We start from the raw sequence: 22,284 nt of genomic DNA, 5'->3' as shown, positions 1-22,284 counted from the left end.
GATGCTCTGTTTTTCCGCAAGCTTCGCCAAGTTGGGTTACCCAAGCCGTTTGTAATGCACTTCAGAAACCAAGACTTTCAATCAGCGGTTAAAATGGGGTTTGGCCACAGACTCTCTTAGCGAAGTGTAGAGATAGTAGTAGCTTATCAGAAGTCCGAGACTCGTTTCGGGGGCTAGAATTTTTAGAAGTTACAGGCCTTCGCGAACAAGAACAAAAACTACTTCCATATGCCATGTCTGTGGGAACATATCAACAAGGTATATCTTACTCAGTTGCCAGCCCTGATTTAAAAATTTCTTCATGTCTCGGCAGGTATTGACCACATCACAGGATATCCAGACCATCTTTTCTACATTTGCCAGATAGTCTATCTTTTTCCATAAGTCAGGGGTGCCAGTGCGTGGGGGATCAATAATAATCGCTCGAGGATCAAATTCTTTCACTTTTTGCCAGGGTTCTTTTTTTCTCAAATCATGGGCTCTAAATTTTACAAGGTCTAAACCCAGCTTTCTGGCGTTAACCTCCCCGGCCTGTGCAGCCTCTTGGCATCCCTCGATAGCCAAAACCCTGTGCCCTGACCGGGCCAGAGGAAGAGAAAAATTGCCGGCCCCGGCGTATAAATCGGTAATTCTGGTATAGTGTCTCAGTTCCTCGACAACTAGCGAAACCAGGGTTTGGTTTTGTAACCAATGGGCCTGAAAGAAGATATGTGGAGGGAGTTGTAATTTTATGTTGAATTCAGGCAGAGAGAAGTCAAGCAGCGTTTTTTCACCCTGCCAGGCAATCCGGCCATCTACCGGGCTTGCAGCCACAATAAACCGGCCATTGGGCATGTGAGAAGCAAGTTTGTCCAAGCCCCGGCCCAAGGGAGTGGCCAAGAGAAGACAATCATTCAGTCTGACCAGTTCATTGGAAGCAAGTTTTTTAAAATGGGCCTTTTTTTGGTGTACATAAATCTGACCGCGAAAGCGATAACGCCAGGATTTGCGGGAGGGGATTAACTTGATCTTGTCCAGGAGGTCGGTGTTTAAACTTTTTTTTAAATTTCTGGTTAAGGCATCAATTAAAATCTTCTTTTTTATTTTTAAAATTTGAGAGTTCGGGGCGACGCCAAAGGTACATCCCCCGCATTGATGGCTGTGTTTGCAGGGATGTAAGCGGCGAATAGGGGATGGCTCAATAATCTTGTGGACTTTTCCCTGCAAGAAGTCTCTATTTTTTTTGAAGATTTTTACTTGAACAAGTTCATCTGGCAGTACAGGGGGATCAACAAGAATCACCTGCCCGGAGTCCAATCTGGCCAGCCCGCGTCCTCGCCAGATAAGCTTTTCAATTCTAACTATCAAATTGTGAAACAAATTGTGCAAAGCAGGTTTATTTTGTCTTTTTCTTCAATCTGTCCTGTAGACCTTTAATCAGGATTGGCCAGGCAATGGTGGCATCGCAGAGAACCTCGGCAAATTTTCCTCCATGCTCTGGAGGGACAAATTTGCCCCAGGAGATGCCTTCCTCGTATGTGCAGCCTGATAAACCGCCCCAGTGGGCTGGTTCGGGACAGATACGCAAGCCATAGTGAAATCTGCGTACTGGCAGCTCGATATCTTTAATGCGTTGACTGGTAATTTCCACGAAAGGCCCGACTTGCTGTGCCCAATTCCGGGGAACTCCCCCACCAATGGTGAAAATACCAATGCGTTTTGCTGCGCAGATGCGTTTGGTATAACTAAGTAAATCCAGAAATGGGTTAAACTGGAAGGAAAAGGTAGTATGGTCAATATTCTCCACTGCCTCCGGGGACTTGCGCAGGAGGTGCGTAGCCATGTCCAGGGCCAGTTCAGAATCTGTAAAAGCAGGGATATAAACCGGGACGTCCTTTTTAAAGGCGCTTTTCAAGATTCCTGGGCCATCTATGTTTTCAGCCAGGTACTGACCGATTTTACGACAGACTGATTCCGAACTTAAAACTTCTCCATCCTTGATAGATTCCATTACTTTGTGAATGACGTCTTCAGCATGCAGGAAATTAATTTCCGGTTCCAAGGTATCGTAAACTCGGTTAAAGCCGCACTTAAATAATTCTGTGTCATTCATGCGGCCAAATTCATACTTGTAATGCTTCAGGCCAATGGATTCAATAAAACCATGGGCCATAAGGGCTCCTGTGGAGACGACAATATTAATCCATCCCTCGTCGATCATTTTACAGATAATTTTGCCCATTTTGGCCACGGTCATTGCCCCGGAAAAGGTGGCAACAACTAGACAGTCAGGGTCAGTTACCATTGCCTCTAAAACATTTAAGGCTTCACCGAGGTTGCGACCTCCAAAGGCAGTTTTGGACATGGCAGTGAGCAGTTGGTCGAAATCCTCAATTTCATCCGGGTCTAAAGTCTCGAGCGGTTTTAAGCCAAACTCTTTTGGGTCGCTTAATTGGTTTATTTCCCTGAAGTCTTCTTTTTTATGCATTTTTTAAATAATTGGTTAAAATTTTGAAAATACATTTAACAGCCACTGATTCTGAAACAACATTGCCGGGCATGGGAGCTAGCTCACAAATATCCATACCAATTAATCTGGGTCCTGGCCAGAATTTAAGCCAGAATTCATTCAGCCAGTTGTAATCTATTCCCCCTGGCTCTGGGGTGCCTGTTCCGGGCATAATGGCCGGGTCCAGGCCATCGACATCAAAGCTGATGTAAACCGGGCTATGGCCTATAAATTTGCGGCAGAGCCTTGCAGCATCTTCAGGTGTTGGCAGGTCCCAGGGGAAAAAGGTAAGTAAATTTTTACCATTATGCTCTTTTATATACTCAGCCTCTTCCTGACATAAACTGCGGATGCCAATCTGGATTATCCTAAGCCCCAGTTCCCTTGCCCTGGCCATGATACAGGCGTGGGAGAACCTGCTTCCTTCGTACTCCTGCCGCAGATCAGCATGGGCATCGATTTGTAGGATTACAAGATCCTGAAAGGCTTTGGTATAAAATTTAAATAGGGGAAAGGAAATGGAATGTTCTCCTCCCAGGGTGAGGAAAAAGTCCTTTTTGGGATCAAACCGGCTTAGGAAGATATCCATGTCCTGGTATAAATATTCAGGTCCAGCCACATTAGTCCGTTGAAAAGGCAAAGTAATAAAATGACATAACTCTCCTAAGTCTACATCTAACCTGGGATCATAGGTTTCTATTTGGTAGCTGGCCTTTAAGATGGCCTCCGGGCCATCTTTGGTTCCGTAGCCAAAGCTGACTGTGCCTTGATATGGTACAGGCCAGACATAAACAGGCAGACCTTTTTTTTGTTCGGGTTCAAGATCGAAGAAATTAGAGTACATTTATTTTATTGGGTTTAGTTTATAGGGGCAGGCCCTTGTGCCTGCCCCTGAGCTTTTAATATCCCTGCTTCCTGCCCTTTGTTTGTACTTATGGAATAAACACTACTGCAGAAATAGTCGTTGTCCACATGCCAGCTACACCGGTAGTGACACATGGGGCTGAAGCAGAATCAATGATTTTGCCGCTCATTAGATATATTTGCCTACGCTCATCATAGTCGGTTTCCGGATCGAACTCTATGCCTAATGTGGTCGCTAGCATGGTTGAAGCCAAATCTTCAGCAAAGTCGCCGATCTCTTTTTCATCTGCCCCAAAGGCAGTGTGTTCAGAAATATATCCGTAATGGCTCTCATCAGCAGGAAAAGCCATGCCTACGGCCGAACCTACCAACCTGCCTCTTTCATTAGTGGCATTTCTAGCCATAACACAAAAAGTAATTTGTCCGGAAGCTAGATGTTTCACTCCTTCTTCCACAGAGATTAATTTGCATTTAGGTGGATAAATACTGGAAACATAGACAAGGTTTTGTTTCTCAATACCTGCATCGCGCAGAGCTAATTCAAATGACTGTAATTTATTTTTGTGTCGTCCGATTCCGGTGGTGAAAAATGCTTTAGTCGGAACAAAGGTGTTGGGAAACATTAATTTTTTCCTCCTTATGCTGGCTTTTTTCTTTTCAGGATAGGTTGTTCAATACCAATTTTTTTCAACTTGTTTTTGAATTGTTCCACCTGTTTGGGTGTCCCCTGAAAATGAACAAAAACTCTAAACCAGGGCTGATTAGCGGCAAAAGCTTTGGTGATAGAAGAAATAAATCCTTGCGTAACCAGATTTTTTTGCATTTTTTTGGCTTGTTTTAAGGTCTTAAATGCAGCTACCTGATATGTATACGAAAAGATATTTTGTTTCGTATCTGATAGATTTTTGTTTTTTTGGCTTTGCGCTGAGGATTTGCGTTTTACTTCTGACTCAGTAGCTGTATCTTTTTTAAGTTCAGGTTCGGGTAGATGTTTCAGTTTTTCATAAAACTCTAATTGCTCTGGTCTAAGGGTTTCTTGTTTTGGATCATTCTGCCTGGACTTGGATTTTGTTTCCGGCAAGATCTTAGCAATTTCCGGGACAACATCCTCAGGTTTGTAGCCACGTCCAATATAAACGCCGAGAATAAAGGCCCATACCATGGCCAAAATTATAAATATCCCTAGGTAGATAAGACCTGACAGTGTAATGTCTAGCTTAAACTTATTTTTAGCGGTCTTCTTTTTAGATTTTTTGGCCATTAAGCATCCCCGCTTAAAAGGAAGTTAAGAAACTGGGAAGTTAAGAAGTTTGGAGGATAAGGATGAAATTGAAACTATTTAAGTCTCATAAACTTCCCAACTTCTTTTTTTCAGGCACCGTGCGATGTTTATGTTGCTTAACTTTTATTTGCCTGTACAAAGTTCAAGGATTCAGTTTCTGGTTTAGAATTTTGGTCATTTGGCAATTACCATTTGTTTCGGATTTCGATATTCGGTATTTTCAGAATAAACTACATCCTTTGTGGAGCATCGACTCCCAGAAGGGTTAAGCCGTTTTTGAGTACCTGGGCAACTGCCTGAAAGAGGACCATTCTGGCTTGAATGAGCAGATTGTCCTTGGCGTTAAGCACCGGATGAACCGTATAATAACGATGTAAGAGCCCTGCAAGTTCTTGTAAATAATAGCTTAAATGGTGAGGGCTTAAAGTCCTGGCGCAAGTAGTCAGAGTGTCAGAGAACTGATCCAAGTGCTTTAAAATTGCCATGTCTTCTTCCGTGTTTAAAAGTGGAAGCAAGTCATTCAGGCTCTGGTTAATGTTGATTTCTCTTTCTTTGGCCTTGAGCATCAAAGAGCAAATGCGTGCATGGGCGTATTGAACATAATACACCGGGTTGTCCAGAGATTTTTTCTTGACCACTTCCAGATCAAAATCCAGATGACTATCACTCTTGCGGGTTAAAAAGATAAATCTGGCCGCATCAACTCCTACTTCTTCACAAACTTCAGACAAAGTAACAAACTCTCCGGCACGGGTGGACATGGCTACAGGCTCGCCTTCCCGAAGCAAGTTCACCAGTTGAACCAGGATAACCTGTAAGCTCTCCTCGTCCTTGCCCAGGGCCTGCACGGCAGCCTTCATCCTGGGGACATAGCCGTGATGGTCTGCTCCCCAGATATCCACGACCAGCTCAAAACCACGATCAAATTTGTTTTTATGGTAGGCAATGTCTGAAGCAAAGTATGTTAAAAGTCCATCTGATTTTTTTAAGACGCGGTCTTTGTCATCTCCAAACTGCGTTGATTTAAACCACAGTGCGCCATCTTGCTCATAGGCAAGGCCTTTATTTTTTAGATAGTCAAGGGTGTTTTCTACCTCACCCTGTTCCACCAGGCTTTTTTCAGAAAACCAGACCTGGTGTTCTACCCGAAAGTTTTCCAGATCTTTTTTGATCCCTTCCAGAATAGAGTGCATGGCCGCTTCCTGACACAAGGTTATGGCCTCTTGCTCGGATTTGGATAAAAGGTCATGGTTATATCGGGCCAAAATTTCTTTGGCGATATCTTTGATGTATTCCCCTTTATAGCATTCATCAGGGAGGGAAACCGAGCGGCCGCAGAGCTGTTGGTATCTGACCCATACTGACAAGCCCAGCAGACGCATCTGGCGGCCAGCATCGTTTAGATAATACTCGGTGTGGACATCGAAACCTGTAAAGCGCATGATCCGCGTCAAGGAATCACCAAGGGCAGCGCCTCGGCCATGACCAATGTGCAAAGGGCCGGTAGGATTGGCTGAGACATATTCAATCTGAACTTTTTTGCCTTGGCCTAAATTCGAGGAGCCATAAGTGTCTTTTTGTTCAAAAATCTTTTTGACAACCTCATGCCAGAAACTTGTTTTAAAGAAAAAGTTTAAAAAGCCAGGACCGGCCACCTCTATTTTTTCCAGGTCCGGGCAAAGCTTTAAAAGTTCATCTTTTAAGCTTTCTGCCCATTGCCTGGGATTTTGTCCCACTTGTTTGCAGGTAACTAGGGCAATATTAGTCGCCAGATCTCCAAATTTTTTTTCTTTGGGCGGCTCCAAGCTGACTTTTTCGGGCCAGCCAAGACCCCTGGTAGTAATAATTTGTTTGAGTTTATCTTGGATGTATTTTTTGGCACGCATTTTTTAGACTGTCCTTTTTTGCTAAATTTTTTGGGTATCCTCTAGAGTCGCAATGGATATAACCTCAATTTTGTCCTTGTCGTCAGCCAAAATTTGGCCAACCATGCGTGACAAGACTCCCTTGGGTCCTATTTCCAAAAATTGATTGCCGCCATCTGAGAAGATGGCGCGAATGATTTGCACCCAATAAACAGATGAGGTCATCTGCCGGGCCATGATTTTTTTTATCTTTGCCGGATCAAGCTCTTTTTGTCCTGTAGCGTTAAAATAAATAGGCACCTTCGGGGCATGCCATTCAAATTTAGCCATGAATTTGGCTAACTCTTTAGCCGCTCCTTCCATCATTGGACTGTGAAATGCTCCGCTCACAGGAAGAAGCACTCCCCGTCCTTTTTGTGTTTTGGCTTTTTTTATAATCAAATTAATGGCTTCTGCATGTCCACTGACTACAAATTGGGCTGGTGTATTGTAGTTGGCTACCAGGATTTCTTGACCTGTTTCCTGTCGTGTTTCCTTGACTAGCTCTTCTACGGTCTCCTGGTTTAGTTTTAAGATGGCAGCCATTTGCCCGTTTCCATCCTGACCAGCCTCTGCCATGAGCCTACCGCGCAATGAAACCAGTTTTAGAGTGTCTTCAATATCTAAGACTTTACTGGCACATAGGGCGGAAAATTCGCCTAGGCTGTGTCCAGCCATAAAAAGCGGCGAAGGACTTAGTTTATTCTGAATAAAGAGCCATAGACTTAAGTTGACAATGGTTAGGGCTGGCTGCAAGTATTTGGTCTGGGCCATGTCTTTTGCCTCGCCATCCCAAAAAATCTCGCGTAAAGGGAAGCCGGAGATTTTTTCGCCCAGTTTCCACAGATCCATGGCATCGGACCAGTATTCAGCAAGGTCTCTACCCATGCCAGGCTCTTGGGAGCCTTGTCCTGGGAAAAGTATGGCCAGTTGTTTATTTTCAGGCATTTATCTACCTCCTTAAGAAATAAATTAAACTTTTTACTCCTACCCGGCCTAAAAGTCGAGAGTGTGGTGTTGGGAAAAATTGGGAAACGGAGAAATGGGGAAAAGAGGAAACGGGAGTGGAGGGTACATGAAACAACTTTTAATTCAAGAGTTATCTAAAGAACTTGATCAGGCAGGTTTCAGCTTAGACGCAGAGCAAACTAAAAAATTATATTCTTTTTTATCTCTGCTCATCAAGTGGAACAAGGTTATTAACCTGGTAGGACCAAAAGACTGGGTTGAAATTTTCAGAACTTTAATTGTTGATAGTTTGTACTTAAAAGACTTTTTACATTTTTTACCATTAAAAAAGGATCCTCGGACTTTTGACCTTGGAGCCGGGGCAGGCCTTCCAGGCATCCCTTTACGTATAGTCTGGAATACTGGTGAATATTACCTGATAGAGGTCAGAAATAAAAGGGCCGTATTTATGCGTAACGCTTTAAGCCAACTGTCACTACCGAAAACTTTTGTGCTTGGTATGCGCGCTCAGGAAGTGCCGGAAGAACTTCTGCCCCCAGACCTCATAATAAGTAGGGCATTCATGCCTTGGCCAAAGTTGCTGCCTCTAACCAAGAAGCTTATGCCGGATCATGGTATTGTGGTTGTCATGGCCAATACTGCCGCGCCAGAGAGTGACCAGTTAGTTCCCTGGCAAGTGAAAAAAACTTTTTCCTATGAGGTTCAAAAAAAGAAGCGTTATTTTTGGGCGTTGGAATTAAATAATTGTCCCAACTGAGAGTTTTTAAAAATAAGTCTGGTGGCTACTTCGTCGGCCAATTCTGCAACGTCCATAAGCCGTTCCAGATAATCCAGTATCTCATAACGTCTGTCTTCGGCCGAGTATTCAAAATCTTCCTCCAGCCGGCCGGATTTAAGATATTCCTCTAGTTCTTTTAAAAATTTTTCGTTGAGCATATTGTTCCTCCCGAACTTTTTTTGCCACAGGAAGGATAATTGGTCAAAATTTAAAAAAGTGAATAAAGTTCTTGACGACATCTTAAGAGATGGATAAAAGATTATCTCCTTTCGCCGGGGTGGTGAAATTGGTAGACGCAGAGGACTCAAAATCCTCCGGGCTTTAGCCCGTGCGAGTTCGAGTCTCGCCCCCGGCACCATAAAGAAAAAAAAGGCTTCAGGTGATACCTGAAGCCTTTTTTTTTGTCATTTTAAATATTATTTGATAAGAATCAAGGGAGGATATAAATTAATGTTTTAATCTTCCCGGAGACCCAGTTATTGGACTATGGACTTAAAAGATATCGAAAGCATAGCCTTAAGCTTGGAAATATATAGCCAGAGTAAGAATTCGGCTAGATTTAAGCAAGAGCTAATCCTGTTGATCCAGAAAATAAAGCAGCAGAATAAAAAAGTTGATTTTTTGCTTGAGGAAAATAATAGATTAAAGCTTCATGTACAGGAATTGAGCAAGAAAAATAGAGAACTGAATTTAACTTTGCGTCAAGTTTTGGCTAATTACCAAGCCGGGCTAAAGACTTTTTTACGTTTCAAACGTGATATCGAATTAGTCCAGAAAATGCGTTCTTTAAAAGAGCTTCCGAATATTTTAGCCCAAATAAAAGAGTATCTTGCCCTTGACGCTGTAGGTCTAATTTTATCCTCTGAGTATTTTGCGAGCTTTGTTCCTGATAAAATTTGTGTTTATCCTCAAGAGGATATTCAGAGCCAACTTTTAAATCTGCCTTCCATATCTTTGGGAGATAGTTATTACATGGGATGTATAGCCAAAGTTAAACATTTCTCTTTTTTTTGGCCTGAGTTGAACGGACAGAAAAAGGACCAGCTTAAAGAAGGTTCCTGTTTTATATATGTACTTAAAGACAAGTACAATCCGGAAAATATAACTGGAGTGCTGGCTCTCGGCGACAAGGATATCGCCAGGTACTCCCCGGAAAAAGCCACGGATTTCTTAGAACATTTTTGCTATATCTTTAGCTGTACTCTTTTGTCTGTGCGTGAGCACGAGAAACTTGATCGGGAAAAAGTGGTAGACACTCTAACCGGCATTCATAATCGTGAGTATTTCCACCGCCATGCTCCTCGTATTTTGGATTTTGCCACTCGACGAGGTTTTCCGGTTTGCCTCCTGTTTATGGATTTGGATGGATTCAAGTTGATCAACGACAATTTAGGACATAATATCGGGGACAAGGTACTTATAGAGGTGGCCCAAAGGGTACAAGCAGTAATCCGCAAATACGATATTTTTGTTCGGCTGGCCGGAGACGAGTTTCTGATTTTATTACCTGATACAGATCTTGAGCAGGCTCAGCTTTTAAAGATGCGAGTCCAAGAGGCCATAAAATCTATCAGTATTGGGAAGCTTTGTGGACAGCCAACTAACCTCACGGTTTCTGTCTCTGTTGGTCTTGCCCAATATGTTCCCGGACAGGACATCAAAGATTTTTTGAAAGTAGCAGATGATAACATGTATGCGGAAAAGAAGCAGCAAACCTAGTCCTTAATTTTTCCTTCCTGAATAAGCTTTAACAATATATCTACACACCTTGGGTCATAGAGTTTATTCCGTCCTTCTATCAATTCCTGTACAGCATCTTTATTTTTGATGGCCGGGCGAAAGGGTCGGTGGGAGGTTATGGTTTCATATACATCAGCTACAGCAATAATTTTGGCCCCAATATGGATTTCTTTTTCCTGCAACTCTTGCGGATAGCCTGAACCGTCAAGACGTTCATGGTGTTGGAGGATTATCTGGGCTACAGGGCCGGTAAAAGGTATGTCTTTGACGATTTCATAGCCTTCCTGAGGGTGGGTTTTGATGATTTCTGTTTCCAGTGGGGTCAAGTGACCTGGTTTGGACAAATATTCCAAGGGAATAGAGTTTTTACCGATGTCATGCAAAAGAGCTGCTAGGTAAATGTTTTGTATCAGTTCGTTGTCCAGGCCCATCTCCCGGGCAATGGCAGAGGCAATGGCAGCCACTTTTTGCTGGTGTCCAGCAGTGTAAGGGTCTCTTCTTTCTACCATTGCGGCCAGGGATAGAACTGTTTTTTCTAGAGTGTCTTGAAGTTTTTTTAGGGTTGCCTTCAGTTTTTGGGCTTGCTTTTTTTGCTCGCTGATATCCCTGGCAATGCCCATAATTTTGATTACTTCTCCCTGGGGATTACAAACAACGTCAATAAGTTGGGAGATCCACTTGATTTCTTTTTTTGTTTCGATACGGTGCTCGACTTCAATGCTCTGTTTGTTTTGAAGACATTTTTTTATGGCATCGACCAGAAAAGGACGGTCTAAGGAGTTGACGGTGGTAAAGAGTTGCCGGTAATGGCCGGTATGGGTAGCTGGGGTAAAACCAAAAAGCTGGGGAAAATTGGTACTCCATCTGAGTTCGTTGTTTTTTGGGTTCCACTCCCAGTTAACCAAATGAATAGCTTGTTGAGATAAGGTGGTTTTTTTATTTTCAATTTCCCTTTGGGTCAGGGCTTGGTAAATGACGGTCAGGAGTTGATCTTTGCTGATGGGCTTGGACAGAAATCTGTATATTTTGCCTTCGTTGATGGCTTTTTGGGCGGCCTCTACATTAGCATGACCAGTGAGCATGATCCTGATGGTTCGAGGATATTTCTCCCGAACTATTTTTAACAATTCACTACCTGTCATGTGAGGCATTTTTTCGTCAGATATAACCAGATCAATATCTTCCTTGGCCAAAATATCCAGGGCCTGGGAACCACACTGGGCAAAGTAGAGCTTAAGAGGCTCTTTATAGAGGTTTCTTTTAATCCCCTCTAAGACTTGCACTTCATCATCCACAAATAAGACTTTTGCTTGCATTGGCCCTCCATATCCCCAGGAATATTGGAAAGATTACTTGAAAAAGAGTCTTTAAGTAACAGAATTAAGGAAATTCAGTTTATTTTTTTATTCTGACTTGGAAAAAAAGAAAAATCAAGGATAAAAAAGAATTTATTGAAAACTTCAAAAGATGTTTGTAAAAAATTAAATATTGTATTAAAATTATGTTTAGCTTCTCAAGCGTGTAAAACTGTCAATTTTATATACAAATTCCTTGAGGAGAGGAATAGTTGCGCGTTGTTGAATAGGTAGTTCTAAAACAGACGAAAAAATTATTTTTGAACATTGCCTTAACTCCGTAACTTGTTAAGATAAGCCAAATATTTGATATTTGTCAGAGTGAATAACGAAAGCAGAGACAAAATTTTTTGGAGACAAATAAGTGAGGAGGAGAAGTATGGATAAAGGACAGCATAATATTGAAGCTTATTTTGAAAAGTTGCCTTTTATCATCATCGCTCTAGATGAGAGGTACAAAGTTATGCATTGGAATCTCATGGCCGAAAACTTTTTTGGATTACGAAAAGAGGAGGTCCTTGGTCGATCAATAGTTGACTTGACTTCCAGAATGAAGTGGAAGGAGACAATCGGCGTTTCAGTCGAGGATTATCTACAGAGTAGATGTAGTCAACAAAAAGAAATTCGATATGATCGACCTAACGGCCCCCCTGGATTTATAGACCTTAAGGTCATTGAGTTTTTGGACTCGCCTGAGCCAAACGAGCGAATGATTTTACTAGTAGGAAATGACATTACTGAATTTAAAATTATGCAAGGTCAACTGGCCCAGGCCCAAAAGCTGGAGGCCATTGGGCAATTGGCTGCTGGCATTGCCCATGAAATTAACACGCCTGCTCAGTACGTCAGTGATAACTTGCATTTTTTACAGGATTCTTTTGAGTCCATCAAAGATACTATTGACTTTTTGGTGCATAACTTTGTTGCCCATAAGGACAAATTGCCTCAGGAAGCTATCGAGAAGATGAATCAGGTTCTAGAAGAGAATGATGTGAATTTTTTTTTAGAAGAGATCCCTAAAGCCTTGATTCAATCCCTAGAGGGTATGAGTCGCATTGCTAGAATTGTTTCCTCCATGAAGCAATTTGCTCATCCGGGTACTGATGAGAAAGTCTATACCGATTTGAACAAAGCTATTGAGAATGCCCGTGAAGTATCCCGCAATCTTTGGAAATATGTAGCTGATATGGAGACTGTTCTAGACCCGGACCTGCCCCAAGTGTATTGTTATCCTGCTGAAATAAACCAGGTATTTTTAAATATGATTGTTAATGCAGCTGATGCAATTAAGCAGAAGTTGGGCGAATCTGATCAACAAGTTCATGAGCGAGGACTAATTAAGATTACCACCCGTAATTTAAAGGATCGTATCCAGATTCAAATCGCTGATACAGGATGTGGAATTCCGGAAGAGATAAGAGATAGGATTTTTGAGCCGTTTTTTACCACTAAAGAAGTAGGCAAGGGAACAGGTCAGGGATTGGCCATTGCTCATTCTATTATTGTAGACAAACATAATGGCTCTATTAAGGTTCAGTCTGAGCTTGGTCAGGGAAGCACATTTATTATAGAATTGCCAGTGGATGGATAGATGCATGAAATTTTGGCCTTTGAATTATTTAAATTTTGGTAGTTTCAGTATCTTTTGTATTTATATTATTTTTTAAAATTATAAATTATATCATCTCACCTTATTATTGAGCAAGTGGCGGGACAAGAAAGGAGATTTTCAGATAAATCTATGAAGGTACTTCAGAGTTATGGAAAAAATAAAAATTTTATTTGTTGATGATGAACCGAGAGTATTAAGTGGATTGAGGCGCATGCTCTATCCCATGCGCAAAGAATGGGACATGACTTTTGTTGACAATTCGGCCGATGCCTTGTCTTTGGTCAAGAAGAAGAGTTTTGATGTGGTTGTAGCGGATATGCGTATGCCGGTCATGAGCGGGGTGGAGCTGTTGACCAAAATTAGCAAAATTCACCCTCGAGCAGTACGCATCATCTTGTCCGGTCATTCAGATAAAGAAATGATTATGCAAACAGTGCCTGTGACCCATCAATTCCTGACTAAGCCTTGCTCTCCAAATAAGCTTAAAAATGTTATCAAAAGATGCATGGCCTTGACAAATCTGTTTAAGGACAAAAGTTTATTAGATGTAGTTGGCCGAGTTAAATCGTTACCCAGCTTGCCAGATACTTATATCCAGCTGATGAAAGAAATTAGCTCGGATAAAGCTACTCCTAAGAGTATTGGTAATATTATTTCTAAAGATGTAGCCATGTCTGCTAAAATTTTGCAGATGGTCAATTCTGCTTTTTTCGCTTTGGTAAGAAAAGTTTCTAGTATTGAACAAGCTGTAGTCTATTTAGGATTGGAGACTATAAGATTCCTTGTTTTAGGAATGCATATTTTCAATAAGCTGGAAAAACTTAAAATTGGAAAGTTTTCTTTGAAAACTCAGGTTAAACATAGTCTAGAAGTGGCTAGTATGGTTTCTTCTTTATGTAAAGTTGAGAATCTACCCAAGGATGTACAAGAGATTGCTTTTTTTGCTGGCCTGTTTCACGATTGTGGTGTTTTGATTTTAGCTCAGAATATGCCGAAAGAATATGAAGAAGCAGTAAAGTTTGCTGAAGAAAAAAGGCTGTGTTTGTATCTGGCTGAACTGGATGTTTTTGGCGTTTCGCACGCTGAAATTGGGGCTTACCTGTTAAATATATGGGGGCTTCCAGAAGAAGTGGTTAGGGCGGCGGCCTTTCACCATAATCCAATGGCAGCTTATTCTTCCCGATTGGATTGCCTGTCTTTGGTTCATATTGCTGATTGTCTGGAACAACTAAAATATCCGATGAATGTTGTTGGTCCTATCTGCCCAGTTGATAAAGAGTTGATAGAGAAACTAGATATAGAGGATAAATTAATTAGTTGGCGTGACTTGTTGGTAAAGGAGAAAGTAGGTGAATAGGGAGAAGATCCTTTTTGTTGATGATGATGTCAACATTCTGGATGGGTTCCGTCGGACTTTGCGGCGGCAATTTCAGGTGGAAACTGCTGTCGGTCCGATTCAGGGCTTGAAAATGTTTAATGACTTCGGGCCGTTTGCCGTTGTGGTAGCTGATTTAAAAATGCCCAAGATGGATGGCATTGAGTTTCTAACCCGAATCAAAGAGTTTTATCCTGAGACTATCCGCATTATGCTTACAGGACACGGGGATATGGATGTGGCTATAGATGCAATAAATACTGGCCAGGTGTTTCGTTTTCTGATCAAGCCCTGTAGTAAGACCAACTTAATCAAAGCCTTGGAGGCAGCCATTGAGCAGTATAGCTTAGTCCGCGCTGAAAAGGAGATAATGGAAAAGACTCTGACTGGAACCATCAAGGTTTTGACAGAGATATTGAACATTACCAATGAAGAGGCCCTGGGTCGGACCTCCCGGATTAAACGCTATGTGCGCGATATAGCTATTCATCTAGGCGAGACAGACGTCTGGTTGTATGAAACCGGTACTATGTTATCTCAGATCGGGTGTATTATTTTACCCCCAGGAGTATTGGATAAAGTGCGCACTGGGGAGAGACTAGAGGGAGAGGAATTACAACTATATATGCAGCATCCCTTTATTGCTTCTGATCTTATTCGTAAGATTCCGCGTATGGAAAAAGTTGCAGATATGATTCTCTACCAGGAAAAACACTATGACGGAAAGGGTGTACCCTTTGATCCTGTGCGCGGTGATGATATACCTTTGGGAGCAAGAATTTTAAAGGTAGTTTTAGACTTTGATCTCTTGGAAAGCAGGGGGTACTCCAGGCGCGATAGCGTGTATAAGATGGCGGAGCGTAAGGGTAGGTACGATCCAAAAGTCTTCAAGGCTTTTTTGGAAGTGCTGCAGTTGGAGGAACACTACAAAATCAAAAAGATCCACATAGAAGAATTGTTTCCTTTTATGATTCTTTTAGAAGATGTTGTTGCGTTAAATGGAATGGTGCTTCTAAAAACAGGACACGAAGTTACTGAAACTATTATTGAGAAACTTAGACTAATGGACAAAACCCACGGAATTAAGCAGCCCATTGAAGCGCTTATCCCCCCCTCAAAAATTATCAAGGAAAAGAAAAAACTTCTGGGAAAGTAATAAAAATTTTACATTAAGTATCAATTTATGTTAGTTTTTTTGTAAACTCCTTGACCTTCCAGGTGCGTACATTCTGGAAAGGGAGCTGAAGCAAAAGCTTCCCTCCCTGGAATTTGTCAAAGGTGGGATGGGTTAGATGAAAATATTTTGGTTGCTTTATCAAGCATTGAAAATTTTTTAGCATTTGTCAGCCTTGAAAATTAAGCAAATAATCCTACACGTTAGGGTCGTTTTGTTTGTTCGAGACTCTTTATTTTTGCGAAGGTTCCGGTCGGGACACAGAGAAACCATAATTTTTTTGTTTTAGCCTTCGGTTGAACTCAGCTGAAAATTAAATATTTCAGATAAGCCAGAGATATGGTATAAGAGTCTAAATAGTGGAGGGGATTAAATTAAAAATCAGAAAATCTCTAAGGAAGTTAAACCATGAGACGTTACCTGAACCTTGGATTTCTGGCTATATTCCTCATGTTATGCATGATTTCTTTTTACGCTTTGTGGAGCGGTGAGAGAGTAAGAAAGATTTTCATCGATATGAAAAATGATATTGTCCCCTCTGCCATGTTAATGTCTAAAATGAAAAGCGAGACTTTCAAAACATCTCATTTATTGATGGATTATATTATACATGGGGATGATGAAAACAAAGAAGCAATAGAAGTAAGTTTAAATGAACTTAAAAAATACGGGGAAGAGCATTTAAAATATGAAAGTGACATTGGTCTCGAAGAAAAAAGGGAGGCAGTTGAGTTAGTTGCCAAAATAGAAAATTTGGAATCGGTAGTTACTGAAATAATGATGTTAAAAGAACAGGGGATGAATCTTGATAAGATGGTGGATGAAGTAGAGAAAAGAGTTCATCCTGCTATTAAGATTCTCGTCAGACAAATAGAAAGACGCAAAAAAGAATACATGCAAAAACTAGCGTTAGCAGAAAGTCAAAGTTTGAATCAACAAAACCAGGTTGTAAAGGTTGTTTTACTATTAAGTATACTCTTTACACTCACAGCACTTTCTGTCTGGCTACTAGTGATGAAACAGTTTTCAAGGTACATAAGAGAGCGTAATTTGGCTCTGGACAGGCTTGGGGCTGAAAAGGAAAGGCTGGCAGTCACCCTTCGTAGTATTGGAGACGGAGTTATTGCAACAGACACTGATGGTAAGGTTGTTTTGATCAATAAGATTGCAGAACAATTGACCGGCTGGTCACAAGAAGAGGCCGTTGGCAAGTCCATTAATGAAGTTTTTCATATTATTAATGAAAAGACCGGGGAGCCTTGTGAGAATCCGGTTGAAAAGGTGCTTAAAACGAACAGAATTACTGACTTAGCTAATCATACAGCCCTTATATCTCGCGATGGAACTAAACGAAGTATTGCAGACAGCGGCTCTCCGATTCGGGATAAGGATGGTCAAGTTGTGGGTGTGGTTCTGGTATTTCGCGATATTACCGACCAGAAAAAAATGCGTGAGCAAATGTTCAGGAGTCAGAAACTTGAATCCATCGCTCTTTTAGCAGGCGGTATAGCCCATGACTTTAATAACATTTTGACCGCCTTAATGGGTAATATTAGCCTGGCAAAGTCGCAACTTGGTATTGATGGTAAGGTTTATGAGTTGTTAACTTCGACAGAAAATGCATCTCGCAGGGCCAGCCAATTAACCCAACAACTGCTGACTTTTGCAAAGGGTGGAGAGCCCGTCAAAGAAACCGCAACCTTAGCAACGCTGATAAAGGACTCAGCGAATTTTGTACTTGCGGGAAGCAATGTTAAATGTAGTTTTGATATACCCAAGGATCTTTGGACTGTTGACATCGATAGCGGTCAGATTAGTCAAGTCATTCAAAATATTGTCCTCAACGCTAAGCATGCCATGCCAGCTGGAGGAACAATAAATATAACATGTGAAAATTTTATTAATGATTCACGAACTATCCCATCGTTGCCCCCTGGAAATTTTGTTAAGATAACCATACAGGATCATGGCATTGGAATACCGGAAAAGTATCTTGATAAGATATTCGACCCCTATTTTACCACAAAAGAGTCGGGAAGCGGTTTGGGGCTTGCCGTATGTTATTCAATTATCCAAAAACATGATGGTTACATTATGGTAGAATCTACACCAGGCGTTGGCACGACCTTCACAATTTATCTGCCTGCCTCTCAGAAAAAAATGTCTCCACGTTCAGATGACGAGCAACTGCTTTCAGGCAAAGGCAAGATTTTAATAATGGATGATGAGGAGTTGGTCAGGGAAGTTAGTAAAGAAATATTTAGTAGTTTGGGATATGAAGTTGAGGTTGCCAAGGATGGTGATGAAATGATCGAGTTATATCAGAAGGCCAAGAGAGATGGAAAGCCCTTTGATGTAGTCATTATGGATCTGACAATACCTGGTGGTATGGGAGGAAAGGAAGCAATTAGGAAGCTGCTTGAGATCGATCCTCAAGCGAAAGCTATTGTTTCAAGTGGTTATTCAAATGACTCTGTCATGGCGAACTATAGCGAATACGGATTCAAAGCATGTTTGGTAAAGCCCTATAAACTAGAAGAAGTTAGTCAGAAATTAAGGCAGCTAATAGACTAGTCTAAAAATGTGGTTTATCGACTTTTTAAGCGGGGCCGCAGGAAGAGCGGCCCCGCTTTTTTGGCAAAAGGTTAGTGTATTATGGATTACTTTTAAGGGATTTTGCCTTTTGTATCAACTCGACCAGGCTCAAGATTTTTGGCTTTGGCGGACTGTTAAAAGTTTTTTGCCATTCCTCCTGGTCAAGCTCCTGACGTAGATAGTTCTCCACCGGAAAGTAAGTTTGCCAGCAGGTGATTATCTTGAAACACGGAAGACCACCGTTTTCATTACGACAATATGCAAAGCGGATCTGATGCCCTAACCGAGGACAACGTATTTCAAGATTGTCGTCAGGCTGTGTTGTAGGCTCGTCGTGCTTTTCTTGATTCATCCGTGTTTTCTCTGAGCCGGTTTTGGCAGGCCTTCAAGTTCTTTGAGCGACTTTTCAATTTCTTCAGCAGGCATTGCGTAGTTAGAAAGTTTTCCGCCAAGATATGCTTCGTATGCTGCCATATCAACCAGTCCATGTCCACTCCAGGTAAAAAGGATTACCTTTTCTTTTCCTTCTTCCTTGGCTTTTTTGGCCTCCTGAATTACCGCGGCAATGGCGTGGTTGGTTTCAGGGGCGGGGATAAATCCTTCGCTTCTGGCCCAGGTTACACCGGCTGCAAAGGTTTCCAATTGATGTACAGAGGTAGGAGTTACCAGGTTGTCAATGACCAGTTTACTTACAATAGGAGCCATTCCGTGGTACCTGAGACCGCCGGCATGGAGTGGAGCAGGCATGAAATTATGCCCTAATGTATGCATCGGCAGAAGAGGGGTTGTTTTGGCTGTATCACCAAAGTCATAAGCATAAGGGCCTTTGGTCAATGTTGGACAGGAAGCTGGCTCTACGGCCAGGATCTCTACCTGTTTTCCATGGATCTTGTCGCGTACATACGGGATGGCTAAGCCGGCAAAGTTACTTCCCCCTCCGGCGCACCCGATGACTACATCCGGGTATTCTTCAATCATGGACATTTGTTTTTGGGCTTCTAACCCGATAATGGTTTGATGCAGCAGAACATGGTTCAAGACGCTTCCCAGGGCGTATTTGGTCCCCTCACCGGTTACTGCAGCTTCAACAGCTTCGCTGATGGCGATCCCTAGGCTACCCGGTGAATCAGGATCAGCCTTTAAGATTTCTCTTCCAGCATTGGTTTTGTCACTTGGGCTGGCAATGCATTTGGCTCCCCAGGTCTCCATCATCAGACGACGATAGGGTTTTTGGTTGTAACTTATTTTGACCATGTACACTTCGCATTCCAGTCCAAACAGGGAACAGGCAAAAGAAAGGGCGCTTCCCCATTGTCCGGCACCGGTCTCAGTACATATTTTTTTGGTCCCAGCTTCTTTGTTGTAATAGGCCTGAGGGATAGCGGTGTTGGGCTTGTGGCTTCCGGCAGGGCTTACTCCTTCGTGCTTGTAATAGATTCTGGCCGGGGTATCTAACGCCTTTTCAAGTGCCCTGGCCCTATAGAGTGGTGAGGGACGCCACATTGCGTATTTTTCCAGAACAGGCTCGGGGATATCGATAAATCTCTCCTGGCTAACTTCCTGTTCAATAAGGTTCATCGGGAAGATTGGTGCCAGGTCATCGGCAGTGACTGGTTCCCCTGTTCCCGGATGGAGCGGAGGGTCCATGGGCGTTGGAAGATCTGCAAGAATATTATACCACTGACGTGGTATCTCAGAATCGGGCAAAACAATCTTTTTAAAGTCCATAACATCTCCCTTTTGATTAATTTGTGGATAGGCGAGTGAATGGTTGAATAGCTAACTGGCTGAATGGTTGAATGGTGAAGCGATAACCTGGTACACAAAATAAACCATTTAACCAACAAACCAATCAACTAAATTAACTAAAAATATAAAGTTGCGATGTATGAATTATTTGAGGGGGATAAATAGGAGGAATGATGGATGAAGTCAAATAGTGAGTAGTGGATGGGTGAATGGGGAGATGGGGATAGGGCGAGATGGGCGGTTTGGTGAACTTGTGTCAAGCTAATTTTTTGGATAGAAGCTCTTGTTTATGTTGGTAAACACATATTAGAGCCTGCAGCCGAACCTTTTACCAATTAATTTTCATGGCTTATTCCAGTCTTGCTTTCTTTCATGCTGGTACAAAGACTTGGACCCATCTACCCCTGTTGAATACTGGCAAAGCCAGCCCAGCTTCGCTGGACTCAACTGGGTAAAAGGCTTGCTTGCGGACAGAGCATAATGGGATATTTCGGGTAAACAAATATTCTTTTATTATCGATAGTTGTGGTCAATGTCGCAAAATATTTAGCCCATTCATCCCGATGCTCTGTTTTTTCGCAAGCTTCGCCAAGATGGGTTACCCAAGCCATTTGTAATGCATTTCAGAAACCAAGACTTTCAATCAACGATGAAAATAGGGTTTGCCACAGGCTCATAAATGAATGTTGTTAGCGGAATATTAAACATGAATCGAGATTTCTGCGAAAGTATAGTTAAGCTGAACCGATTGTTTGATGAGTCCTCAATGGCTTTTGTAGATGGCTTGATTCTCAAATTACGGAGTTAAGTGATGATTGATTTACATACACATACAACTTTTAGTGATGGGGAGCTTATCCCGGCAGAACTTGTGCGCAGGGCCAAGGTAGCCGGATACAAGGGTGTTGCTTTTACTGATCATGCAGATCATTCCAATCTGGAACTAATTCTGGAAAATGTGCTCAAGCTTGCCCGAAAATACTCAGTTTACGCAGATGTTGAGCTTCTGGCCGGTGTGGAGCTGACTCATGTCCCGCCCAGCCTTATTCCCGAACTTGTAAATATTGCCAGAGAAAAAGGAGCCCAGATTGTTGTGGTTCATGGCGAGACCATAGTTGAACCTGTAGCCAGGGGCACCAACCTGGCAGCAATAGAGGCCCGTGCCGATATTCTGGCCCATCCCGGCCTTATAACTCCCGAAGAAGTTAAGTTGGCTGCCCAAAACGGCGTAGCCCTGGAAATAACCACGCGCAAAGGCCACAGCTTGACCAATGGACATGTTTTTTCTCTGGCAAAGAAGTTTGGGGCCAGCCTGGTTATAAATAACGATGCTCATGCACCAGGAGATCTGGTCAGTCAGGAACTTCGAAGAAAAATTGCTTTTGGCGCCGGTATGGATGAAGGTGACTATCTTTTGGCTGAACAAAACAGTTTGTCGATTATGCGCGAGAGAAGATAAGTAAGAAAATAAATGGTTAAGGATTGGCGAGGATTGGCTGAACAGGGGGCTCGTGTGTGGGCCGGGTGCAAATTTCCTGTTGCTTTGACCGGAGCGGGGATCTCCGTTCCCAGTGGGATCCCAGATTTTCGCAGCCCCGGAGGCCTTTGGTCAAAATATGACCCTCAGACGGTTTGTTCTGACTGGGCTCTGGAAAATAACCCTAGAGGTGTGTGGGAGTTCTTGCTGGATGCGGTGCAAATGTTTGCCCGCGCCAAACCCAACGCAGCGCACAAGGCCTTGGCCAGGTTGGAGAAAAGAGGTTTTTTACAAGCTATTATTACCCAAAATATCGATAACTTGCATCAGCAAGCCGGCTCAAAAAACGTTATCGAGTTTCACGGCAGTTGCCAGAAGTTTTATTGCAACGGGTGCCATACCGAGTTTGATCCCGGCCTGGCCTTGCAAGTGACTTCCAGGGATATACCCTGGAAATGTCATAGGTGCAGTGGAGTTGTTAGGCCGGATGTAGTCTTTTTTGGTGAGCAGATTCCTGTGCAGGCTTTAATCCAGAGTCAGGACTTGGCTGACAGGGCTGATTTGCTTGTAATTGTAGGGACTTCAGGTGAAGTAGCTCCGGCCAATACTTTGCCGTATATAGTCAAAAGGCATGGTGGCAAGGTAATTGAGGTCAACCTGGGCCCGACCAATTATGCGGGGCTTTCTGACGTGCGTATTGATGGACCGGCCGAGGAGGTCTTGCCCTTTATGGCTGATTTGATCATAAACTGAAAGGGTGAAGATGTGCGTGCAAGTAGTTTGGCTTTCCGGGGATTTTTTTGTGATATAATTTTTATAAAAACAACATGTTAAAACAAATTAATATCTAAAACTCAACTTTCTGAGTTAATTTGCGAGCGCATTTTCTTCAATGCTAACAAAAAGTTGGACACATCTAAGG

At 42.4% G+C, this 22,284-nt stretch carries 19 protein-coding genes and 1 tRNA gene; 9 read left to right on the top strand and 11 right to left on the bottom strand.

Features of this window, described 5'->3' with window-relative positions:
- Positions 1-189: 189 nt before the first annotated feature.
- The 7 genes from AC3WVG_RS07565 to AC3WVG_RS07535 all read right to left on the bottom strand — a co-directional run bounded on the left by AC3WVG_RS07565 (position 190) and on the right by AC3WVG_RS07535 (position 7,486).
- The gene (locus AC3WVG_RS07565; RefSeq protein WP_488797541.1) at positions 190-1,347 is read right to left on the bottom strand and encodes a class I SAM-dependent RNA methyltransferase; all 1,158 of its coding nucleotides are present in this window, start codon (positions 1,345-1,347) and stop codon (positions 190-192) included.
- Positions 1,348-1,375: 28 nt separating this feature from the next.
- Complete coding sequence (locus AC3WVG_RS07560; RefSeq protein WP_488797540.1) at positions 1,376-2,467, bottom strand: deoxyhypusine synthase family protein; 1,092 nt, start codon at positions 2,465-2,467, stop codon at positions 1,376-1,378.
- Positions 2,460-3,332, bottom strand: a complete 873-nt coding sequence (speB, locus tag AC3WVG_RS07555; protein WP_488797539.1) for an agmatinase — start codon at positions 3,330-3,332, stop codon at positions 2,460-2,462. The genes AC3WVG_RS07560 and speB overlap by 8 nt, the downstream gene beginning before the upstream one ends.
- 88 nt (positions 3,333-3,420) lie before the next feature.
- The gene (locus tag AC3WVG_RS07550) at positions 3,421-3,975 is read right to left on the bottom strand and encodes a pyruvoyl-dependent arginine decarboxylase (RefSeq protein ID WP_488797538.1); all 555 of its coding nucleotides are present in this window, start codon (positions 3,973-3,975) and stop codon (positions 3,421-3,423) included.
- A gap of 14 nt (positions 3,976-3,989) precedes the next feature.
- Positions 3,990-4,613 carry an SPOR domain-containing protein gene (locus AC3WVG_RS07545; protein ID WP_488797537.1) on the bottom strand — a complete coding sequence of 208 codons (624 nt, stop codon included), beginning with the start codon at positions 4,611-4,613 and terminating at the stop codon, positions 3,990-3,992.
- 251 nt (positions 4,614-4,864) lie between these two features.
- Positions 4,865-6,520, bottom strand: a complete 1,656-nt coding sequence (gene argS, locus AC3WVG_RS07540; protein WP_488797536.1) for an arginine--tRNA ligase — start codon at positions 6,518-6,520, stop codon at positions 4,865-4,867.
- 21 nt (positions 6,521-6,541) lie between these two features.
- A complete protein-coding gene (locus AC3WVG_RS07535) occupies positions 6,542-7,486 on the bottom strand; it encodes an ACP S-malonyltransferase (RefSeq protein ID WP_488797535.1) in 945 nt (314 codons plus the stop codon).
- Positions 7,487-7,613: 127 nt separating this feature from the next.
- Here AC3WVG_RS07535 and rsmG point away from each other — a divergent pair, with 127 nt between their 5' ends.
- Positions 7,614-8,264: a 16S rRNA (guanine(527)-N(7))-methyltransferase RsmG gene (gene rsmG / locus AC3WVG_RS07530; RefSeq protein ID WP_488797534.1), complete on the top strand. Its 651-nt coding sequence runs from the start codon at positions 7,614-7,616 to the stop codon at positions 8,262-8,264.
- On the opposite strand, the gene AC3WVG_RS07525 is transcribed toward rsmG, so the two are convergent.
- Complete coding sequence (locus tag AC3WVG_RS07525) at positions 8,225-8,443, bottom strand: hypothetical protein (RefSeq protein WP_488797533.1); 219 nt, start codon at positions 8,441-8,443, stop codon at positions 8,225-8,227. The two genes, rsmG and AC3WVG_RS07525, sit on opposite strands and share 40 nt — an antisense overlap.
- 113 nt (positions 8,444-8,556) lie before the next feature.
- Here AC3WVG_RS07525 and AC3WVG_RS07520 point away from each other — a divergent pair.
- Both AC3WVG_RS07520 and AC3WVG_RS07515 read left to right on the top strand, forming a co-directional pair.
- Positions 8,557-8,643 (top strand) — tRNA-Leu (locus AC3WVG_RS07520).
- Between the two features lie 128 nt (positions 8,644-8,771).
- Positions 8,772-10,004, top strand: coding sequence for a diguanylate cyclase domain-containing protein (locus AC3WVG_RS07515; protein WP_488797532.1), 1,233 nt, complete (start codon positions 8,772-8,774; stop codon positions 10,002-10,004).
- On the opposite strand, the gene AC3WVG_RS07510 is transcribed toward AC3WVG_RS07515, so the two are convergent.
- Positions 10,001-11,341: an HD domain-containing phosphohydrolase gene (locus AC3WVG_RS07510; RefSeq protein WP_488797531.1), complete on the bottom strand. Its 1,341-nt coding sequence runs from the start codon at positions 11,339-11,341 to the stop codon at positions 10,001-10,003. The genes AC3WVG_RS07515 and AC3WVG_RS07510 overlap by 4 nt on opposite strands.
- A gap of 418 nt (positions 11,342-11,759) precedes the next feature.
- Between AC3WVG_RS07510 and AC3WVG_RS07505 the strand changes: the two genes are divergently transcribed.
- The 4 genes from AC3WVG_RS07505 to AC3WVG_RS07490 all read left to right on the top strand — a co-directional run bounded on the left by AC3WVG_RS07505 (position 11,760) and on the right by AC3WVG_RS07490 (position 18,115).
- Positions 11,760-12,971, top strand: a complete 1,212-nt coding sequence (locus AC3WVG_RS07505; RefSeq protein WP_488797530.1) for an ATP-binding protein — start codon at positions 11,760-11,762, stop codon at positions 12,969-12,971.
- A gap of 169 nt (positions 12,972-13,140) precedes the next feature.
- Entirely contained in the window at positions 13,141-14,349 is a 1,209-nt protein-coding gene (locus AC3WVG_RS07500) for an HDOD domain-containing protein (RefSeq protein WP_488797529.1), read from the top strand.
- Positions 14,342-15,523: an HD domain-containing phosphohydrolase gene (locus tag AC3WVG_RS07495; protein WP_488797528.1), complete on the top strand. Its 1,182-nt coding sequence runs from the start codon at positions 14,342-14,344 to the stop codon at positions 15,521-15,523. The genes AC3WVG_RS07500 and AC3WVG_RS07495 overlap by 8 nt, the downstream gene beginning before the upstream one ends.
- Before the next feature lie 426 nt (positions 15,524-15,949).
- On the top strand, positions 15,950-18,115 hold the full coding sequence (locus AC3WVG_RS07490) for an ATP-binding protein (protein WP_488797527.1): 2,166 nt from the start codon (positions 15,950-15,952) through the stop codon (positions 18,113-18,115).
- 79 nt (positions 18,116-18,194) lie between these two features.
- Here the strand turns inward: AC3WVG_RS07490 and AC3WVG_RS07485 are convergent, their stop codons facing one another.
- Positions 18,195-18,488 carry a hypothetical protein gene (locus AC3WVG_RS07485; protein WP_488797526.1) on the bottom strand — a complete coding sequence of 98 codons (294 nt, stop codon included), beginning with the start codon at positions 18,486-18,488 and terminating at the stop codon, positions 18,195-18,197.
- The gene (locus AC3WVG_RS07480; RefSeq protein WP_488797525.1) at positions 18,485-19,864 is read right to left on the bottom strand and encodes a TrpB-like pyridoxal phosphate-dependent enzyme; all 1,380 of its coding nucleotides are present in this window, start codon (positions 19,862-19,864) and stop codon (positions 18,485-18,487) included. Before AC3WVG_RS07480 ends, AC3WVG_RS07485 begins: the two co-directional genes overlap by 4 nt.
- Before the next feature lie 832 nt (positions 19,865-20,696).
- Between AC3WVG_RS07480 and AC3WVG_RS07475 the strand changes: the two genes are divergently transcribed.
- Both AC3WVG_RS07475 and AC3WVG_RS07470 read left to right on the top strand, forming a co-directional pair.
- Positions 20,697-21,344, top strand: coding sequence for a histidinol phosphate phosphatase domain-containing protein (locus AC3WVG_RS07475; RefSeq protein ID WP_488797524.1), 648 nt, complete (start codon positions 20,697-20,699; stop codon positions 21,342-21,344).
- 12 nt (positions 21,345-21,356) lie between these two features.
- The gene (locus AC3WVG_RS07470) at positions 21,357-22,115 is read left to right on the top strand and encodes an SIR2 family NAD-dependent protein deacylase (protein ID WP_488797523.1); all 759 of its coding nucleotides are present in this window, start codon (positions 21,357-21,359) and stop codon (positions 22,113-22,115) included.
- Positions 22,116-22,284: the final 169 nt, after the last annotated feature.

The sequence above is a fragment of the Desulfovulcanus sp. genome, assembly GCF_982781345.1.
This window is presented reverse-complemented; position numbering and strand designations above follow the sequence as displayed.